This is a genomic window from Bacillus sp. FSL K6-0138 (assembly GCF_037982765.1).
Taxonomy (GTDB): Bacteria; Bacillota; Bacilli; order Bacillales; family Bacillaceae; genus Bacillus; species Bacillus glycinifermentans.
In genome coordinates this window covers 1,593,898-1,614,214 of the sequence record NZ_CP150286.1, presented here as the reverse complement: position 1 = coordinate 1,614,214, position 20,317 = coordinate 1,593,898, and the positions used below count along the sequence as shown (strand labels likewise).

15 protein-coding genes and 2 pseudogenes are annotated in these 20,317 nt (G+C 45.7%); 4 read left to right on the top strand and 13 right to left on the bottom strand.

Annotated features, from left to right (window positions below; genetic code table 11):
• Positions 1–3 precede the first annotated feature (3 nt).
• The 3 genes from MHB78_RS08700 to MHB78_RS08690 form a co-directional block, all read right to left on the bottom strand.
• A complete protein-coding gene (locus MHB78_RS08700) occupies positions 4–1,422 on the bottom strand; it encodes an amino acid permease (RefSeq protein WP_046131534.1) in 1,419 nt (472 codons plus the stop codon).
• On the bottom strand, positions 1,419–3,107 hold the full coding sequence (locus tag MHB78_RS08695; protein ID WP_046131533.1) for a M20/M25/M40 family metallo-hydrolase: 1,689 nt from the start codon (positions 3,105–3,107) through the stop codon (positions 1,419–1,421). Before MHB78_RS08695 ends, MHB78_RS08700 begins: the two co-directional genes overlap by 4 nt.
• Before the next feature lie 308 nt (positions 3,108–3,415).
• Complete coding sequence (locus MHB78_RS08690; protein WP_046131531.1) at positions 3,416–4,681, bottom strand: Glu/Leu/Phe/Val dehydrogenase; 1,266 nt, start codon at positions 4,679–4,681, stop codon at positions 3,416–3,418.
• Between the two features lie 254 nt (positions 4,682–4,935).
• Between MHB78_RS08690 and MHB78_RS08685 the strand changes: the two are divergent.
• Positions 4,936–6,315: pseudogene (locus tag MHB78_RS08685) on the top strand (FAD-binding oxidoreductase).
• Between the two features lie 120 nt (positions 6,316–6,435).
• Here the strand turns inward: MHB78_RS08685 and MHB78_RS08680 are convergent.
• The 5 genes and pseudogenes from MHB78_RS08680 to MHB78_RS08660 all read right to left on the bottom strand — a co-directional run.
• The gene (locus MHB78_RS08680; RefSeq protein ID WP_046131530.1) at positions 6,436–7,323 is read right to left on the bottom strand and encodes a TauD/TfdA family dioxygenase; all 888 of its coding nucleotides are present in this window, start codon (positions 7,321–7,323) and stop codon (positions 6,436–6,438) included.
• Between the two features lie 271 nt (positions 7,324–7,594).
• Complete coding sequence (locus MHB78_RS08675; RefSeq protein WP_046131529.1) at positions 7,595–7,780, bottom strand: YezD family protein; 186 nt, start codon at positions 7,778–7,780, stop codon at positions 7,595–7,597.
• Between the two features lie 190 nt (positions 7,781–7,970).
• Entirely contained in the window at positions 7,971–8,147 is a 177-nt protein-coding gene (locus MHB78_RS08670; protein WP_197672603.1) for a hypothetical protein, read from the bottom strand.
• A 339-nt stretch (positions 8,148–8,486) separates the two neighbouring features.
• The gene (gene xynB / locus MHB78_RS08665; protein WP_046131527.1) at positions 8,487–10,088 is read right to left on the bottom strand and encodes a xylan 1,4-beta-xylosidase; all 1,602 of its coding nucleotides are present in this window, start codon (positions 10,086–10,088) and stop codon (positions 8,487–8,489) included.
• A 40-nt stretch (positions 10,089–10,128) separates the two neighbouring features.
• Positions 10,129–11,489 (bottom strand): annotated as a pseudogene (locus MHB78_RS08660) (MFS transporter); the annotation flags it as partial.
• 552 nt (positions 11,490–12,041) lie between these two features.
• Here MHB78_RS08660 and MHB78_RS08655 point away from each other — a divergent pair.
• From MHB78_RS08655 to MHB78_RS08645, 3 genes are all read left to right on the top strand, one after another.
• Entirely contained in the window at positions 12,042–12,953 is a 912-nt protein-coding gene (locus tag MHB78_RS08655; protein ID WP_046131525.1) for an AraC family transcriptional regulator, read from the top strand.
• A gap of 177 nt (positions 12,954–13,130) precedes the next feature.
• The gene (locus MHB78_RS08650) at positions 13,131–14,072 is read left to right on the top strand and encodes a sugar phosphate isomerase/epimerase (protein ID WP_046131524.1); all 942 of its coding nucleotides are present in this window, start codon (positions 13,131–13,133) and stop codon (positions 14,070–14,072) included.
• A gap of 12 nt (positions 14,073–14,084) precedes the next feature.
• The gene (locus MHB78_RS08645) at positions 14,085–15,263 is read left to right on the top strand and encodes a Gfo/Idh/MocA family oxidoreductase (protein WP_046131523.1); all 1,179 of its coding nucleotides are present in this window, start codon (positions 14,085–14,087) and stop codon (positions 15,261–15,263) included.
• A 113-nt stretch (positions 15,264–15,376) separates the two neighbouring features.
• On the opposite strand, the gene MHB78_RS08640 is transcribed toward MHB78_RS08645, so the two are convergent.
• From MHB78_RS08640 to MHB78_RS08620, 5 genes are all read right to left on the bottom strand, one after another.
• A complete protein-coding gene (locus tag MHB78_RS08640; RefSeq protein ID WP_046131600.1) occupies positions 15,377–17,407 on the bottom strand; it encodes a GH32 C-terminal domain-containing protein in 2,031 nt (676 codons plus the stop codon).
• Between the two features lie 129 nt (positions 17,408–17,536).
• A complete protein-coding gene (gene levG / locus MHB78_RS08635; RefSeq protein ID WP_046131522.1) occupies positions 17,537–18,364 on the bottom strand; it encodes a PTS fructose transporter subunit IID in 828 nt (275 codons plus the stop codon).
• Positions 18,365–18,388: 24 nt separating this feature from the next.
• The gene (locus MHB78_RS08630) at positions 18,389–19,195 is read right to left on the bottom strand and encodes a PTS mannose/fructose/sorbose transporter subunit IIC (protein WP_046131521.1); all 807 of its coding nucleotides are present in this window, start codon (positions 19,193–19,195) and stop codon (positions 18,389–18,391) included.
• 19 nt (positions 19,196–19,214) lie between these two features.
• Entirely contained in the window at positions 19,215–19,703 is a 489-nt protein-coding gene (locus MHB78_RS08625; protein ID WP_046131520.1) for a PTS system mannose/fructose/N-acetylgalactosamine-transporter subunit IIB, read from the bottom strand.
• Positions 19,703–20,134, bottom strand: a complete 432-nt coding sequence (locus tag MHB78_RS08620; protein ID WP_046131519.1) for a mannose/fructose/sorbose PTS transporter subunit IIA — start codon at positions 20,132–20,134, stop codon at positions 19,703–19,705. Before MHB78_RS08620 ends, MHB78_RS08625 begins: the two co-directional genes overlap by 1 nt.
• Between the last annotated feature and the right edge of the window lie 183 nt (positions 20,135–20,317).

The following is a 20,317-nucleotide window of genomic DNA, read 5'->3' as shown; positions in this document are numbered from 1 at the left end:
TTTCTATTGGGCTTGATCTATTTCTCTATGTCCAGTCCCGCTTCTTACCCGTTTTTTTATGCCGAGATGATAATACGCATAACAGAAGATGATTAACGGCACCCCGCAATAGAGTCCGATTCGCTGATCAGGTATGAAAATGAGGCTGATCAATATGGCTCCGTATAAAACAAATCCGAGAATCGGAACGACCGGATAAAATGGCGTCTTAAATGTAAGTAATTTCACATCACCTCCCCCGGCGATAAAGCGCCTCCTAAAGAAAAATTGCGAAGCGCAGATCGACATCCAGACGACAACGGTAACCATTCCTGAAATCGAGATGAGCCACAAGTATACCGTCTCCGCAGCTACAACGCTTGTCAGCAATGAAAATCCCGAAATTGTAATGGTCACCAGCAATGCGCGAAGCGGCACTCCTTTTTTAGACAACGGCGTTAGCCGCTTGGGCCCCATCCCGCTTTTAGACAGCGACCACAGCATTCTGGATGCGGCATACAGCCCTGAATTTGCGACAGACAAAACTGCTGTTAAAATGACAAAATTCATGATATCAGCAGCATAGGGAATCCCGACTTTATCGAGTACGGCGACAAACGGACTTTCTACGACACCCGCCGTCTGATACGGAAGCATCGCAACCAATACAAACATGGTCAAAACAAAGAAAAATAACGTGCGCCACACGACGTTTCGAATGGAACGCGGCAATGTTTTTTCTGGATTCTCGCTTTCTCCGGCTGCAATGCCGACTAGCTCAGTTCCCTGAAATGAAAAATTCACCATCACAAGCGTAAAAAGGACCGCAGGCAAGCCGTTGGGAAACAGCCCTCCGTCAGTTGTAAAACGAGAGAAAAAAGGAGCCGGCTCTCCTCCCTTTAATCCGATCAAGCCAAAAATCGCTCCGCACCCGATTACAATAAATAATACAATGGCCGCAACCTTAATGCTTGAAAACCAAAATTCGGTTTCGGCATAGCTTTTTGCCGACAATGCATTAATGAAAAAAATCACAACCCCAAAGGTTAAACACCAAACCCAAATAGGCACCTCCGGAAACCAGCGCTGCATAAGAATTCCTGCTGACGTGAATTCCAGTCCTACTGTATTGGCCCAGCTGAACCAATACAGCCACCCGATCATGAAGCCCGTGGAAGGCCCTATGTATGTCGCGGCATACGACTGAAACGATCCTGACACCGGCTGTGCCACTGCCAGCTCTCCAAGGCACAGCATAACCACATACATTAAAAAGCCGCCCAACATATAAGCCAAAATCGCTCCGCCCGGACCTGCCTGACTAATGGTGAACCCGGAGCCCAAAAACAGTCCTGTGCCGATTACGCCGCCTAAAGCGATCATAAAAAGGTGGCGGCTTTTCATCGTGCGTTGCAATTCGTTGTATCCCTTTTGTTCTGTCATGATATCCCTCCATCAGTATTCAATTTGTACAACCCATGAAGCAAATGGACCGACGTTTTTCTGATCAGCTCCGGAAGCACCTTAAATGTATAAGGCTTGTACACTCTCTCCGTCCATTTATGCCCGTCCTTTCCGTAAACCCCCATATTAATTGACGGAATATTTAATTGACGAATATCTTCGAAAGGAATCGTCCCGATCGTCTCCCATCCGGGAAAGTTTCGTATAAATGAAGCAATTTCCTCATTCGTTTCATGCAATGACAGAAAGCTTCCATCCGCTAAATAAGGGAAGAATTTTTGATATGCAAATGTTTCTCCTGTTTTTGCGGCCATCTCTTCGCAGGCTTCCTTTACAACCTTCAGCAATTGCCGGTCGCGGGCGTCTTCCTCTCTTAAATAGTTATGGGGTAAATACGGCGGAGCATAAAATAGTATGACCTTCGCACATTGCTCCGGATCGAGCTTTTGCAGGGCTTCGACAACTTTAAAGCACCTCATTCGCAGCTCCAGATGCTCAAATTTCTGATGCGTTTTCTTTATGCAGGAATCGGGATCCGCCCCCTTTTGCTTCAATTCCTGAATATAATTTTCCAGTGTAACGACTCGAATGTTCCACGATATGTCCTTTCTCGGCAGGTGGGTTCGCATAAGGAAATCGTCATAATAGTCCGATAATTTTTTCTCTGTGCAGGCACACGCTTCCAGCGCCACTTCATGCAGTTGATCCATGATTTCTTTCGCGGTTTTTTCATAGATGAAGTAATTAAAATATAAATAGCTGCTTAGGGCAGTCTGAACATTGTACGTTTCTTTATTATCCCACTGATACAGACAGGACGGCGGCAGGGTCAGTTCTCCTTCAATATTTTCGGCGAGATTCATGTTATTGTGAATTCTGTTTGTCAGTTCAGATGCGATGAAATTCGGATCAATGCCTGCCAGTGTATCCCCCACGTGAACCTCGCGGCCGTAAATATAAAAGCACGGCAGGAGCTTTCCGGCAGCGCCTGTATATATGTAGCGCGTGTCATCGCCATCGTATAGCGGTGTGATAAAATCTGTGTTGATGGCGGCCAGATAGTTAAATTGTCTTTCGTTTCTCAATCGCTTCAATTCGGAAACGGCTGATATAATCCCGGCGTGCTGACTTTCTTCATCAGGATTCGCCATAAATAAAATATGTCCCGGCAGCTCATCAAGATGCTCGGTAAAATATAAAATATTGACCAAATGAACAGCGATCCCGCTTTTCATATCAACAGAGCCTCTGCCGAACAGCCAGTCTCCCGACAAAGCGTCTTGCCTGACGTCTTCATTAAATTCATATTTGGAAAAATAGTTGACGAGATAATCCGGATCGAGCGCATGCTCCTTTAGAATCCCAAAATCTTCAATGCCGACCGTGTCTATATGTGCATGATATATAACGGTTTTTTCACTTCGATGATTGCCCGTTACAAGCGCAAATACATTTTTCCTGCCAAGCGGGTCACCTGGAATCGGCTGCTCCCATACCCGTTCCGGGTGCTTTCGGAAATAAGGAAAGCTTTTCAGTATCTGTGAAATATGATCAGCTATGTCCCTCTCACCGGATGTTCCGTTCAAACTTTTTATGCTGACCAAAAATCTTGTGAGTGTTTCAGTTTTTTCTTCCAATGTCATCCCGTTGATTTGTTCATACATAACATGCTCCTCCATTTTTCAATACATTGTGATTTTTAAGTAACCGCGCCTTCTGCCGCTTATTTTTTGAATAAATGGCACCTCCTTTGATATTTTCACATCATAATGATGCAATATTTGTGCCTGTCTGAAAAATCGCTAGTTTTCGTGACATTTTTCCCAGAAAAAACATGAAAATGGCGTGGTACACGGAGCAAATAGATGCAAAATAAATTGCAAATTGCCTTATTTTTTGCAGAAATAACGAAAAATTTTTTTGCACCCATTGCGTAAAAATCGGCCGCATGATTGCTGCGGCCTACGAATCATTATACCCAACCTCTAAAGCGCGAAGCCTCGCTTATTTTTCTAACCCCCTCCATATATGCCGCTAAACGCATATCCACTTGATGGGTAAGAGAAGTTTGATAGATATTTTGAAATGAATTGACCATAACTTCGCGCAGTTTCCTGTCGACTTCTTCGGCTGACCAGTAGTACCCCTGATTATTTTGCACCCATTCAAAGTACGAAACCGTGACACCGCCTGCGCTTGCCAAAATGTCCGGGACAAGCAGAATACCTCTTTCATTCAGCACTTTTGTGGCGTCAAGCGTTGTCGGTCCGTTAGCTGCTTCAACGACGATTTTCGCTTTAATATGATGCGCATTGTCCATTGTAATTTGGTTGGAAATGGCGGCCGGTACAAGGATATCGCATTCTTTTTCCAGCAATTCTTGATTTGTGATGACGTCTGTAAACAGCTTCGTAATGGTGCCGAAGCTGTCGCGTCTGTCAAGCAAATATTCGATATCAAGACCGGCCGGATCATAAAGCGCTCCATATGCATCCGAAATGCCGATAACTTTCGCTCCGGCATCATGCATAAACTTTGCAATGAAACTGCCTGCGTTGCCGAAGCCTTGAATGATGATGCGGGCCCCTTTTAAAGAGATGCCTTTTCTTTTCACCGCTTCCTCAATGCATATGGTCACTCCGCTGGCTGTGGCGGTTTCGCGACCGTGCGAACCTCCCAAAACGAGCGGTTTTCCCGTAATAAAGCCGGGGGAATCAAATTCTCTGAGACGGCTGTATTCATCCATCATCCAGGCCATAATTTGCGAATTGGTATAAACATCAGGAGCCGGGATATCTTTTGTCGGTCCTACAATCTGACTGATGGCGCGGACGTATCCGCGGCTGAGCCTCTCTAATTCACCGAAAGACATGCTTCTCGGATCACACACAATGCCGCCTTTTCCCCCGCCGTACGGAAGATTGGTAATCCCGCACTTTAAAGTCATCCAAATGGACAGCGCCTTCACCTCGTCTTCGTTCACCTCAGGATGAAACCTTACTCCTCCCTTTGTCGGCCCGATCGCATCATTATGCTGAGAGCGGTATCCGGTAAACACCTTGACAGACCCATTGTCCATTTTGACCGGAATCCGGACAGTCAATGTGCGGATCGGTTCTTTCATCAGTTCGTATACTTCTTCGGAATAGCCCAATTTGCGCAAGGCTCTTTTTATAATCGTTTGTGTGGAATGCAACAGATTTAAGGATCCCTTCTCCTTAGTTGGTGACATCTTCATACTCCCCTTATGAAAAATTGTTGGTCATAAACGGCTGGAACGGCACGACTTAAAAAAGCGCTTTCATTTTACGAAGTATTCAACACATCATTGCATCCTCCCTCATATCTCACTCTACAAGAATATGATGCAAGATCCGTGCCAGTTTTTTCGAATTTAAATTCAGCCCGCTTTCATAAGCCGCATACTTTCTTCCAAACTGGCATACATTTTCACAAGCATTTTTGCAAACGGTGTTAAGTCTAATGAAAAGAATGGACGTGGTAGGATTGAGCACAGAAAAAAAATCTGTTCGGCGGGAAAAGGAGCCGGAATTAACAGGACGGATCGTTGTACCCGGTGAAACGGGGTATCATTCGGCCCGAAGGGAATTCAACACCTTTTTCAATAAATTCCCTCTTGTCATCGTCTTCGCCAGAGAGACTCGGGACATTGTTAACGCCATCCGCTGGGCGCGTTATCGGGATGTGCCCATACGCATACGATCCGGCCGCCATAGCTATGAGGGGTTGTCGGTCGTTGACGCCGGCATCGTTATCGATGTTAGTGAGATGACCCGGGTAGAGATTGATTATAAGAGAGGGACAGTCACTGTACAAACCGGAATTCGCGACTATTCTTTATAACTGATTCTTGGACCTGAGGGACTGGTGGTGCCGGGCGGACTTTGTCCGACTACGGGAATTGCCGGATTGACTCTTGGTGGAGGTCAGAGCAGTCTGTCACGACCGTGGGGACTGACGATCGATAGCTTGCTTGAACTCGAAATGGTCGATGCTAATGGTCAGGTCATAAGAGCCAATGCCACTCAGAACAGCGACCTGTTTTGGGCTTCGCGGGGCGGCGGAGGGGGTAATTTTGGCATTTGTACCTCCTTCCGCTTCCGGACACATCATCTTGAAACAGTTGCCTACGCCAGCATAAACTGGGACTTGGGTAATATGGAAGAGGTGCTGCGTGTCTGGCAGAAGTATACATTTCCGAACTCCGATGAAAAGCTTACTCCTCTCCTTACCATAACATCAGGGCGAGAGTCTCTGCTGCTGATGCAGGGCGTCTACCTTGGTTCAGCTGCAAAGTTGCGGCAATTGCTGCAGCCTCTGCTTCACACAGGCTCGCCGCAACAGGTATTTATTGAAGAGATGCCTTGGCTTGAGGCAGTTGAACGGATAGCGGACACCCAGCCTGATTCTCCCTTGCCCTTCAAAAGTGTAGGACCCTTTGTGAATGAACCGCTGCCAGATGAGGCCATCACAACGATCAGGCGCTTTATTGATAAACCGCCTACCACCTCAGTGACGGTTTTTTTCCACGGATTGGGCGGCGCCGTGGCCAGAGTGCCAAAAGATGCTACAGCCTACTTCTACAGAAAGGCTTTATCGAATATGTCTATTTTTTCTACATGGAATACACAGGAAGAAGCTGCCCTCGGCATCCGCTGGGTGGAGGATTTCCGGCAGGCGATGCTGCCCTTTACCGAGGGAGTGTACGTGAATACGCCTGATCTTGCAATCAAGAACTGGCCTAGAGCATACTATGGCGGCAACTTCGAGCGATTGACCCGGGTAAAAGCCAAGTATGATCCAGAAAATGTCTTCAACTTTCCTCAAAGCATTCCTCCAGCCCGGTTATAAATGTTTTAGGTAACGTATAATGATGAGTTTTACCGGATGTGTTGCAGAAAAAGGATAAAATTTGAAAGATTAAAAAGAGGCCTGGACAAATCCAGCCTCTTTTTTCTAAACACTGAATCTTCATTTTTTACCGATCAGTGAGCTTGCTTCATTTTTTATGTTCACCGGTACACTTTTTCCTACAGTCACCCGCCGTACGACACGGTGTTCATCATAGTCGGCGACCGCGTAGTGTTGAGTGGCGAGATTATCCCAAATCGCTACATCGCCTTCAGTCCATTGCCAGCGAACCGTGTTTTCCAGCCGCGTGACATAGTCATCAAAGATGCTTAACAGCCTTTCTGAGGCGCCCGTTGTAAAGCCTTCGATTCTTCCTGCAAAGCCGCCCAGCAGAAGGTGTTTTTCACCTGTTTCGGCATGTACATGAACAACCGGATGCCTCGTTTTAAAAATGGTGGATTCGAATATCGCCCGGCGCCTTTTTCTCGCTTCATCATCAGGCAAGTCTTCTGATCTGGTATATGCATAATCGAATTCATTCGTGTGAATCGCCCACAATTGATCGGCCAGTTTTTTGAGACTCCCGGGAAGCTCTTCATAAGCGGTATTTGTATTGGCCCAAACGGTATCTCCGCCAACCTTTGGAATGATCACCGCTCTGAGGATCGAATATTTCGGGACTTCCGGCGCGAATGTGACATCGGTATGCCAATGGTTTGCTCTTGCACCGCTGTCAGAATCAAGCTCGAAAATATAGTTGGATTTTTCTTTTACAGGAACCTTTGGATGAACGTACGGTTCCCCAAGCAACTTTGCAAATTCCTCCTGGCCTTTATCATCTAAATGATGCTGTCCCTTCAAAAATATGACTTTGTAATCGGCTAATGCTTGTTTGAGCGTGTGAAGCGCAGCCGAATCTAAATCCCCGCTTAATGTTACCCCTTTGATTTCAGCCCCGATTCTTCCTGATACCGGCTTAATCGTAATTTCCTCCGTTTGAACCGTCATCCGGTTTCTCCCCCTTTATTCATTATCGTTACCCGCTCTCGGCTTCCCATCCCATCCTATCTTGGACGACATCATACGGTATAGCCGCTGCTTGCTTTTTCAGGATGAAACACAGTCCCTCCTGTCGGATAAATCGTTGGATGTCCCATTTCTTTCTCCTCGTTCCCTTTTTAAAAATAAAAAAGTCCTCTTAGTTACTGTTCTTCTTCCAGTGAACGGTAAACTAACAGGAGCCCTTCGGTGGTCCGATCGGAGCATATTCATTTTTTTATCACCTGGCGTTCTTCTGATGTATTTTTGTTTTTGCTTGTAATGGCAAACGGTGTTTTTCCAGTTTTTCGATTTGCGTCACTTGTGAATCATGAACGGTGATTTGAACCGTTCCATATTCCAGACTCTCCAGTAAAACCTTAACCTTATCCAACACATACTGATCAATTCCTGCTTTTAAAGGCAACCCAGATCATCCCCTTTTTAATTAATCGGTTCTTTCTTAAGACTTGATGAAAAATAACTTACATTTTAATATTTAATATAATTCACATAATACCTACCTGTAAAGTGTGAATTTTAATAATGATCAAAAAAATCCCTTTTTCCCCTTGAATTCGGATGTTTAAATTCAAAAGAAAATCGCAGGTTTTGCTTTAGAAGACCTCTTTATTAATGGCATGCAAAAACAATAAAAAAAGAGGGCCTCCCCTCTGCTTCAACAGCTTGCACACCGCCCGCTCGGGCAGCCGAACGCTTTGCGGAAGAATTTCTTCATGAATATCAAATTTCTCATGATAATGCGGTGCGGCGATGTGTGTTCTGATGATCATACAGGTGCCTTTTTCGACGCGCTTCAAGCTGATTCACCAGATTTTTGTATTCATTCGTCAGAAAAATGAGTTGATTCATGTTACACTGCTTATAAACACCCTTTGGTTAGACAAAAAATCGCCTTGATTGGGCGCTTTTTCTGTTCCTTTTTCAGGAAAAAGGCTGTCCAAAAGGCCATGTTCTTATGAACTTTTAGGACAGCCCCCCTGATTTACAGATCCTGATTGTATCGATCGGATTTCACTGCCTAAAACACGTTTCCCAAAATAATGAATTTATAGCAAGACATTTTAGCCAGAATCTCACTGGACTTTACAAACGGTCGTTAATCCTTTCATTCACACCTCTTTATACATAAAATAGGCAAAATCGGCATGCTTATTCGCTCCGCTTGTATCTTGGCACTGCATTCCTACAAAAGCTCCTGTGAAGAACCCTCCTCCGCGGACATAATCATCTGATAACTTTTTCGATTCCAGCATGATCTCAATGATATGCCAGTCTTCCTTGTTAAAGGAATACGAGTAATAATATGTTTCCTGTTCAACATTTACTCTTAAATAAACATATTGGATGTCGCGGGGAATAACGATTTTATCTGTTATCGGCTGTGAAAATGAAAAGTTATCACATATCGTGAGGTCCAGCATTCGCCCAAGGTCCTCATCATAAGTGATTTGAAGGGCCGTCCAGTTTTCGGTGTTGTAGTAATTCACCAAACCCGCCGCTTGCTGAAAGCTCTCCGGACGGAATTCAACAGCAGTTTCCACTATAAAACGGAGACTTTGCCAGCGCCTTGCGACAAACGCCTGGGTAAATTTCGATGTCAGCGATTCATGGCCAAATAAGCGCAAATGGTTCGGCCTTTCGGTTAATGAGCCTAATTCTTTCGTAAACGGGATCCGCAAGGTCTGAAAGTTAATATTTAATGTCGAATCTTCAAATTGATCAACTTCTGGATATGTCGCAGGAAACGCAGTTTCAGGTATCCGGGGCGCGTCGGCCTCAAGACTCCCCTCTTTTCCCCCAACTACATAAGGCCATCCGTCTTTCCACTCCAATTTTTGTATCGCTGTTTCTCTTCCCAGCGGACAGTATCCTCTTTGGTGAATAATCGAATCATCATCAGGGCGGATCGGGCGCCCGGTTAAATGAGCTAAATACCACTCATCTGTATGTGTTTGGACAATTGATGCATGACCGCACTTTTGCAACGGATTTCGCGGGTCATGCCAAGACGTTAAAATGGGGTTATCCGGATGGATTTCATACGGCCCCTCGATATGTTTTGACCGGGCCATCGTAACGGCATGTTCGTACCTTGTCCCTCCTTCTGCTGTCAATAAATAATAATAATCTCCGATATGATAAAGGTGAGGCGCTTCAGTCAGCTTGATATCCGAACCTTTAAAAATGATTTTCGGATGATTGATTAACCTTTTTTCCTCTGCGGAATATTCCTGCATCACAATGCCTCCAAATGAATGGCGGCCTATTCGATGATCCCACATCATATTTAATAAATATTTTCTTCCATCTGTATCATGGAACAAAGAAGCATCAAAACCGGAACTATTTAATTTAATCGGCTCCCCCCAATCGCCATCAACGGTTTCGCAAGTGACTAAATAATTATGACAATCTTTCCAGGCCCCATCGACAACCTTTACGTCCGTATAGATGAGCCAAAACTTTCCGTCGGCATAGCTTAAACAAGGCGCCCATACTCCGCCTGAGTCGGGATTCCCTTTCATATCCAATTGTGAAATCCTCTGTAATGGATGTGCAATCAAATGCCAGTTGTCTAAATCTTTTGAATGATGGATTTGCACGCCTGGAAACCATTCAAAGGTAGATACAGCAATATAATAATCCTCGCCGACTCTGCATATGCTCGGATCGGGATTGAAACCTTTAAGCACCGGATTGATAATTTTCATCCTCTTTCCTCCTAAAATATCGTTTTGAAAGGGCGGTTTCACGAGATTCATTCATATTGTCCAAGTAACTTTATCCTTATTCTCTAATTCGCGTACGACTTTTGCATATTTTTCTTCGCTTAAATTGTAGAAATTAATGTCGATCATAGCTAAGATAAGAAAAATAACAGGAACAACGGTTGTCGTTATTAATATTCCGGTCAATGCTTCAGGAGTTTGGGCCTGCCCTGCAACATAGCCGAACTTGTCCAATATCAGTCCCGGAACGACCCCGCCGAGAGCCATGCCAAACTTAAAAAAGAAGCCGATAATGGCATAAATCAATCCGCTCAAACGTTTTCCGGTCTTATATTCCCCATATTCAATTGTTTCGGGAATAAGCGCCCACATATACCCCCCGGCTGTCACACTTCCTACTGCGGCAATGACGCGAAAGAAGAGCACCAGAAACACGTTGCTCGGCGGTACGATATTGAGTAATAAAGCGGTATTTAATAGCTTCCTCTTTCCGAGCCATTTATTGATTCGTGGTATAAACGGCAGGATGGCCAAAGCAGGCAGGCTTCCGAGCAAGCCATACCATTTGACAAGGTCTTCTCTGCCTGCGTTGTACGTCATGTAGTATATTCCGACAGAATTGCTTATAGAGTTGACGCCGAAGATAATGATAAAGAATATGCTGAGAACAACTAATGGACGGTTAACCCCAAATTGTTCAAATATATCGGAAAATTCAATCTTTTCTTCAGGCTTTTGCAGAGTTACTCGTTCTTTTGTACTTTTAAAACAAAAGATTAATAGACATGCGCCAATAATGCCTAACATGCTCATTGTCAGCTGCCATCCCAGTGCTTTGTTTCCGGTCGTATCACCTAAATAAGCTGAAAGTAAAGGAACAAAAAAAGATACGATGAGTCCGCCAAGATTGGCAAAGACCATCCGGACAGAGGTAATGCTGACGACCTCCTGGTTATTTCTAGTCATCGCGGAAGTTAGTGCGCCGTATGGAACATTGATCGTCGTATATGTGAGAGATAAGCCGACATACGTAATATAAGCGTAGATTAATTTTCCTGTATCTGAGAAATCCGGGGTTGTGAAACAGAGGATGGCAAGTACTGAAAGCGGAAACGCACCAAACAGCAGATACGGCCGAAAACGCCCAAATTTGCTGTTTGTCCGGTCTACTATTGTTCCGATAAAAGGATCGGCAAGCGCATCAATTATCCGAACAACTAAAAACATCGTCCCGGCAGCGGCTGCTGACAAACCGTAAACATCGGTATAGAAAAATAAAAGATACGTTGAAACCGTCGTGTAAATTAAATTACATGCTAAATCTCCGGAAGCATAGCCGGATTTTTCAAACATACTAATTTTTTCAAGGGTTTCGCTAGCCATTATTCTTTCCTCCCTAAAAAGCTTTTGGTCACAGGAACAAAACTGCAAATGCCACTAACAGTTGAATGCCATGGGACAAGCCGCCTTGACTTTTGAAATAGACAGCTTCTGCACCACCCCCTGTTTGCCTTTCCATACTTTTGAATTTTCAGAGAAATTAGAATTGCATGCGAACCAGGGAGGATGGGAAACCTTATTTGCTGCATGCCGAATCATGTTCGATAGGTACCAAACCTTTTTATGCGGAGCATACAATTCGATTTTGGCTCTGCCCAAATCTGGAGGTCTGTCTTTATTTTCTTCTAATGCTTACACTTTGTTTACTCATTAAACTAAGTGTAAGCCAGCGTGAAAGCGTTGTCAATTATTAGTTATATATCTCAATTTTTGTTTAATAGAGACGGAAAAATTCCTGATTGAAATAAAGCTTCAGTTTTTGAAGACTCCGTCCTCCCTACATCTCACCTTTGCCGCTACAATAGGGATGTTTTATTTTTACACGTCTTGGTATGATGAGAAAAACGACAACTAAAGGGAACAGGAGGCGTTTGCATGAATGTGAATCACCTTGTTTCAGGCAGAACAGCTTTAAATCAATATGTGCATCACTTAGAGCCTGACGGCGCTTCATTTTTCGTCCACTATTGGGGATCTATGCCAAATCACTATCATACACTCGTTCACAAGCATTCTTTTTTTGAAATTTGTTATGTGATAAAAGGAGACGGCTATTATCTCGAGCACGGTTATCAATATCCGCTGAAGGAAAATACGATTTTTATGTCAAGGCCGGAAATATTGCACCAAATCAAAAGCGAGACCGGGCTGTCCATTCTTTATGTCGCTTTTGAGTTAAACGAAGATAGATCAAGCACTGAATGGATTAAAGTAATAGAGGAAATTAAACAAACCGGGATTGTTGCATTATCTGCAAAAGATGAAGAAGCCCCGTGCATGCTTTGGAAAACATTAATGCTGCAAGCGGCGCAGCCTGTAAAGTTTTTTTGCAAAGAGATCCTGGAAAATCTGTCGCAGGCTTTACTCCTGTCACTAATTCAAACCATACTCCCCTCTGCCCATCATTCGAAGCAAAAGCAGCCCGTTCAAACAACTTCAGCTCTGCTGACTGAGGTTAAACTGCATATTCAAGACAACCTGTCACAATCATTAAAGCTGAAAGATGTCGCAAACCACTTTCATATCTCAGGACGGCACTTGTCCCGTTTATTTTCGGCAGAGCTCGGCGTCAGCTACTCGGAATTCGTGCAGAACGAAAAAATCGTCAAAGCTGCTGAATTGCTGAAAACAACGGATTTATCGATCAAAGAGATCGCGGAAGAAATCGGTTTTACCGTCCACTATTTCACGCGTGTCTTTGCCGCCAAGATCGGAAGTTCCCCCGGGCTTTTTCGGTCGCTTTACAAGGAATCAAAAATGACCGTATTTCACGCCGGCAAATTATGATTTGAAAGAATGATGTCCTGAAACGACAAAAGAATGTCTCTATCTGATAAAGACGAGACAAATTTCATTACTTTATAATCTTAAAAAGAAAGCGATTACAAATCACAGAGGAGGGATGATCGATATGAGGCGCCTGCCGTTCGCCAGGCCGATCAAAAAATCCAAGGAGGAATTTCAATGAAACTATCTTATGTAACCGACAGTTTAGGACATTTACCTTTTGATGAAATGCTGGACGCAGCCGCAGAGCTTGGAATTAATACACTGGAGATGACAGCCGGAGGCTGGTCGCCTGCGCCCCACTTAAATCTCGATGAACTGCTGCAAAGCAGCGATAAAAGGCGCGAATTCGCAGAGACGCTGGAAAAACGGAATATGACGCTTTGCGCCTTAAATTGCTCGGGAAATCCTTTAGATCCGGGAGAACTCGGCAAAGAGCACAGGGAAGTCACAGAAAAAACGATGGAGCTTGCAGGATTATTAGGCATCAAAAAAGTCATCATGATGAGCGGTTTGCCGGCCGGAAGCCCTGAGGACAATACGCCGAACTGGATTACATACACGGTGAGCTGGCCGCCTGTCTTAAAAGATATCTTAACCTACCAGTGGGAAGAAGTCGCGATCCCTTACTGGAAAGAGCTTGTCAAAAAAGCGGAAAGCTGCGGCGTTGAAAAAATCGCGCTGGAAAATTTCAGCTCACAATTAGTCTATAATCCCGAGACTCTCTTTCGGCTTCGAAACGCGGTTGGCTCGATGGTGGGGCTGAATCTTGATCCGAGCCACCTATTATGGATGGGGGCAGATCCAATCATCGCTGCAAGAGAACTGGGCGAGGCCATTCATCATGTCCACGGAAAAGATGTCAGAATTGAAAGATATTTATCTGCCGTAAACGGTGTGTTAGAAACAAAGGAAGTGACTGATACGGCGAATCGGGCGTGGAATTATGTAGCTGTCGGATGCGGACAAGATTTGCAGTGGTGGAAAGAATTTTTCTCGGTCGTGAAAATGACGGGTTATGATGGTGAAGTTTCTTTGGAAATGGAAGACCTTACGATGTCACCGGAAGCTGGCATCAGAATATCGATCAAAGCATTAAAGCAAGCAATCAGCCAATAGGAGGGTTTCGTCATGCTGAATGGAGAAAGGATCATTTCAACGCCTTTGCGCTGGGCAATGGTAGGCGGAGGAAGGCTCAGCCAGGTTGGATATAAACATCGCACAGGCGCGTTGAGAGACAATACAGCCTTTCAATTAACAGCCGGCGCATTTGATATTGATGCTGAAAGGGGAAAAGACTTCGGGATGAACATCGGAGTGAGTGCAGAACGCTGTTATCCCGATTATCAAACGATGTTTGCGGAAGAAGCCAAGCGAGGCGATGGCATAGAGGTGGTCTCGATTGCCACTCCGAACCGCACCCATTATGAAATCTGCAAGGCTGCGCTTGAAGCGGATTTGCATGTCATCTGTGAAAAACCGATGTTTTTCACCTCAGAAGAGGGCTATGAAATCAAAGCCCTTGCGGAGAAAAAAGGAAAAATTGTCGGCGTGACGTACGGTTTTTCCGGCAATCAAATGCTGCTTCAAATGCGCGCTATGATTGAACAGGGGCAAATCGGCGATATTCGCCTGGTTGATTTGCAGTATACACACGGATTCAGCGCAACAGATGAAGTCGAAAAAACCAGCGATGCACAAAAATGGCGCGTCGACCCTGCAATCGCCGGACCAAGCTTTGTGCTGGGCGATCTGTCGACTCACACCTATTATATGTCACAGCTCATTATGCCGCACATGAACATAAAAGAGCTGCTGTGCGACCGCCAGAGCTTCGTCAAGAGCCGCGCCCCGCTCGAGGATAATGCCTACGTCTTGATGCATTATGAAAACGGAGCGGTCGGTACGATGTGGGCCTCCTCAATCAACGCCGGGTGTATGGATGGTCACAGAATCAGGATCGTCGGCTCTAAAGCGAGTTTGGAATGGTGGGACAGCAAACCGAATGAACTAAAGTATGAAGTGCAGGGAGAGCCGATCCAGACGCTCGTTCGCGGCATGCCTTATTTGGACAGCCGATGCAATGCAGATGAGCGGCTTGGCGCCCTGCATACTAAAGGACTGTCTGAAGCGTGGGCCAATATTTATTTGAAATTCGCCGTCGCGATTGGCGCCAAAAACCGCGGAGATAAACAAACGTTACAAAACCTGATTTATCCTGATATTGACGCCGGCATTGAGGGCATACGCTGGGTCGAAAATTGCGTGCGTTCAGCAGAGCAAGGCTCGGTGTGGGTCGATTTTCAATAATTATCGTGAAGCGCGTTTTTGTCCCGTGCTAGCTAACGTTCCCCTGGAAAAATTGCACATCCCCACCGTCCTATGAAGGCATTAAGGCCGGGATCCAAAATCCCGGCCCTTTGTCATTGATTAACGTACACATTCTGAAAGACTGCCGTTGCCTCCCATACGTTCAAACCGAATGTTCCATGTTTGAATGTTGAATCATGCGCATCAATCACCAAACGGTCATCCAAATAGATTTTAACGTTTGCGCCTCGGGCGACAGTTTTCAGATGATACGTTTTATTGACATCTATCGGTGTTTTGTGCTCGGCTATGACAGAGGCTGATCCGTTTTCAAATTTGAAAAATTTGACTACGTCATGCTTGGCATCCACATTGGCCAGATAGCCGTTTTTCACATCTTGACCAGCCCGAAAGACAAGGGCTCCAGCCCCCCTTCCATTGCCATCTTTAATCGTAATGTCGGATTCGTAAGTGAAGTCTGTTCCGGAAGCTGAAGATGTAATAAAAGAATCACCGTCAGAGCGTCCTTGTTTTCCATCAATGGTGTCGGCCCACAACCCGTTTACGGTCGTCCAGCCCGCGAGGTTTGACTTGAGAGGGGACTTTCCCCAAGTTTTTTTCAGAGGATGAATCGTTAGGGAATTTAGCTTTACAAAACCGTTTGAAGCATACACCTCCAGCCCGTTGCTCGATTGATCCGGGAAGATGAGGTCGGTCAGCACTTGCTGTCCATCGTTTCCAAATACTTCGACAGAAGAGCGGTCGACAAAAATGCGCATCTTCACCTTGCCATTCACCGGCTTCAACGGAGCAGCCTGCTTTCCGGTGTTAAAGCTTGGATGGAAGGCGACGTTTCCGGTTTGGCTGCGGTCAACGAACAGAGTGCCGTTTCCCTGATGATAGCCGATTTTTGTATATTGATTTTCTCCTTTTCGAACCTTAAAACCGAATTCAGAAGCCGATCCGGCGCTCACTTGAAATTCTGCATTGATTTCGTAGGAGTCTCCCGGTAAATTAGCCGGCAGGCTGCGGCCTGCGGAGGATATAATCTTATGCCGCCACCCTTGAGAGGCTCCTCTGATCGAACGCAGCGCCTTTACCGGGGCTTGCACAATTCTGGCTCCGTCAGAAAACGCTTTCAATTTTACCTCTCTTGGAATCGTCATGGCCCCTCTCCACGGGGATGTAGGAACATCGTTTGCATATTGCCAATTGCTCATCCATCCCAGCCAAAGCCTGCGTCCGTCTGAAGACGGGATGTCGGACCAGGAGACAGCCGCATAGAAGTCTTTGCCGTAGTCCGTCCATAGGGTTTTGCCCGGCGGATTTTCATTCTTAAAAGACTTGCCGTCAAAGCTGCCTACGAAATATTGCATGCCTGATCCTCCCGAGACGGACCCGTTTCCAACACTGACTTGCATCACCCATTTCTTTTCATACGGATTGCCGTCTACTGAAAGCTGAAACAAATCAGGACATTCCCATACGCCTCCATGGCTGCCTTGCCCCTCTCCAAATTCGCTCGCATAGGTCCATTCCTTCAGGTTGGGAGATGTGTATATCATGATTCGGTCACCGGCCGCCAGCACCATCACCCACCTTTTTGTTTCTTCATGCCATAATACTTTCGGATCGCGAAAATCCTTTTTTCCCGGGTTCGGAATGACGGGATTGCCCGGATATTTCGTCCATGTTCTTCCTTTGTCATTGCTGTAAGCGATGCTCTGGACCTGTTCCCCTTCGCGGTCCTGCGTATAAACGGCAATGAGCGGCTTTTCTTTTCCGGTCTGAAAACCGCCTGTATTGTTCCAATCGACTACGGCGCTGCCAGAAAAAATCGTGCCGTTATCATCCGGTGACAGCGCGGCCGGAAGATGCTCCCACCTGACTAAATCCTTGCTGACCGCATGGCCCCAGTGCATCGGCCCCCACTGCAAACCATATGGATGATATTGATAAAACAGATGGTATTCCCCAGCATAATAGACCATTCCGTTTGGATCATTCATCCAGTTCGCTTCAGGAGTGAAGTGGTACCTTGGCCGATGTTCCTCCTCATAGTAGCTTGGGTCGGCTGCGTAAACAGGCCCGGCCGGCAGCATCATGGTCAGCATTGCTCCGAATTGAAGCAGCCTCTTTTTCACTTTATTCACCCTCTCCCTTCCTATCTTTATTGGATATTCAAGCACATTCCGATTTTGCTCCAAACAGCCGCCCCCGCCGGAAATGCCGGGGGCGGCTGTTTTTAAGAATTCGGGATGACTTCCAAAACCTTATGCCAAAAAACCGGCCCAATAACCGAGAATACCGATGATAAAAATGCCGAATATAATAAGAAGCGGATTCACGCCTTTTCGCAGCATCCACGCGACGAGCAGCGTCAAACCTAAAGGCAGCACCCCCGGCATGATGCTGTCCAAAATACTCTGCACCGTTTGAACCTCCACTTTGCCTGATTCGTTCTTAATTCTGGAAACGACGATTGGGATGTTGATGGTGGTCCACTTTGAGACAAGAGCCCCCATGACAAACAATCCGAGTATCGAAGCGCCTTCGGTCAGCTTTTGAATCCGGTTCCCGACCAAATCCTGAAGAATTTCCATTCCTTTCACATAGCCGTACTTTAAACCGTAATATTTCGTACTTAATCTTATGGCATTGATGAAGAAAAAGAACAGCAGAGGCCCGGCAATGTTCCCTCCTAAGGCGAGCGATGCCCCCAAAGCCGCTAACACCGGGCGCAGCGTCCCCCAGAAAATCGGATCGCCCACACCCGCGAGCGGTCCCATTAACCCGATTTTCATACCGCTGATCGCTTTTGCATCAATTCCTTTTTGATTGGCCATCTCTTCTTCCATGGCGGCCGTCACGCCGAATATCGGTGCTGTCAGCCACGGGTGTGTATTGAACCATTCGAGATGGCGCTGCAATGCTTCGTTTCTTTTCGCTCCCGGACCGTACAGTTTTTTAATCGCCGGAATCATCACATAGCAATAGCCCATTGCCTGCACACGCTCAAAGTTAAAAGATCCGAGCAAAAAATTTGAACGAATGAACATGCTGAAAATTTCTCTCTTTGTTAATCTTTTTTCTGTCTCCATCTTCTTCGGTCCCCTCCTCATTGATTAGGCATCAAGATCATCATCATCATCGTAAGCAGCCGAGCTGCTGTTTGCGGCTGCTGCTGCGACCGCTCCCTGCGCGCTGTTTTTTTGCATGACCTGCTGATACAGAAGGGCAAGGCACAGTCCGAGAGCGCCGAACCCGACCAGATTGAAGTCTGTAAACGCCGCCAACAAAAAGCCGATGTAGAAGAATGGCTTCAAGTAAGGAATGTTCATCATATTGATCACCATCGCATACCCGACGACAACGATAATTCCTCCGCCTACCTGGAGACCTTTTGTAATGACTTCGGGAATATTCCCTAAGAAAGCCTGAACAGCGCTGACGCTGATCAGCGCCACAATCAACGTCGGGATCATAACTCTGAGCGCCTGAAACACCATTGCTGTAATATGCATGATTTCGATACCTTTCATATTTCCATCCTTGGCGTATTTGTCAGCGCGGTGGATTAAAAAGACGGTAATCGTGCGGACAAAAATCGTCAGCGCCTGCCCTGCAGCTGCCAATGCCACTGCGACGGCAATTCCTTCGCCGATTCCCTGATCGGCGGTAATCACCAAAATGGTTGAGATTACAGAAGCGATGGCTGTATCCGGCGCCATGGCGAGGCCGACATTCATCCAGCCCAAGGCCATCAGTTCAAGGGTTCCGCCCAAAATGATGCCGGTTTTCAGGTCTCCGAGCACCAAGCCGACCAATGTACAGGCAATCAGCGGACGGTGCGTCTGTCCCTCGTCCAATACGCTTGCGATACCGGTAATGCCTGCAATAATCAACAGCAATATAATTTGTATTGAAGACATCTTCACATATCCCCCTTTTCTATTTTGCGACGTTTCTCAAAATCTGCATAAAGTCTTCGCTGGTATCTGAAGGGAGCTGTCTCAATTCAAGCTTCACCCCCAATTCGTTCAATCGTTCAAACGCCTCTATATCTTGTTCTGTCACACTGACTGATTTTGTGATCTGCCTGCGGTTATGCTCGAATCGCATGCCTCCGACATTTACCGTTTTAATCGGAACACCTGCTTCAATCAGGGATACAATATCGCCCGGTTTTTCAAATAGCAGCATCGCCGTTGTCTCCGCATACCGCGGGCTATGAAACGCTTTTGCCATTTTTGAAATAGAGACGGCGCTCGCTTTTACATTTGAAGGGGCAACAGAAAGAATCAGCGTTTTTCTCATGTCATCTGCCGCCACATCATCTGAGACAACGATGATTCGGTCAGCCGCATGGATTTTAATCCATCTGGTCAGCACCTGGCCGTGAATAAAGCGGTCATCAATCCTAGCTAATACAATGTTCATCACAATTTATCCTCTCTTTCGGCTCTTATCGCATGTTCTAAATGTTCGCTGCACACCTGGAAGCTTTCCTGACTCATTGTTTTCAGCCTGTTCAGCAGTTCTTTAAGCGGCATATGTCCTCTCAGGCTTAATGCCTCCAGCAGGATCGGCAGGTTCACCCCGGCCGCCATATCCATTCTTTGATCCTTCACGATATAAGGAGCGGCCGCGTTGTATGGCGTTCCGCCAAATATATCCACTAAAAACAGCACCTCATGTTCCTTTGGAATGCGCTTTAGCGTCTGCTGATATTTTTTCTGCAATGTTTGGATGCCTTCCCCTTTCAAAAACGGCACCGCCGTCAGATGGTCTTCTTCGCCGAAAATCATGTTTGACGACTCTTTCAGTGCTATTGGAAAATCTCCATGACCGCTGATAATAACTGAAATCATTGATGTTTGCTCCTTTCTTTTGGCGTTCGCTCTTTTATGATGCAAGTATCGTGCCAACACAAATTTATTAAGCGCTTTCAACGAATCTCTTTTTGTTTTTGAAACACATTCAAAACAAAAAATAAACCTGTATTAAAATGGAGGTCCATTTAATACAGGTTCAAGTAAAAAAACAGCTTTTAA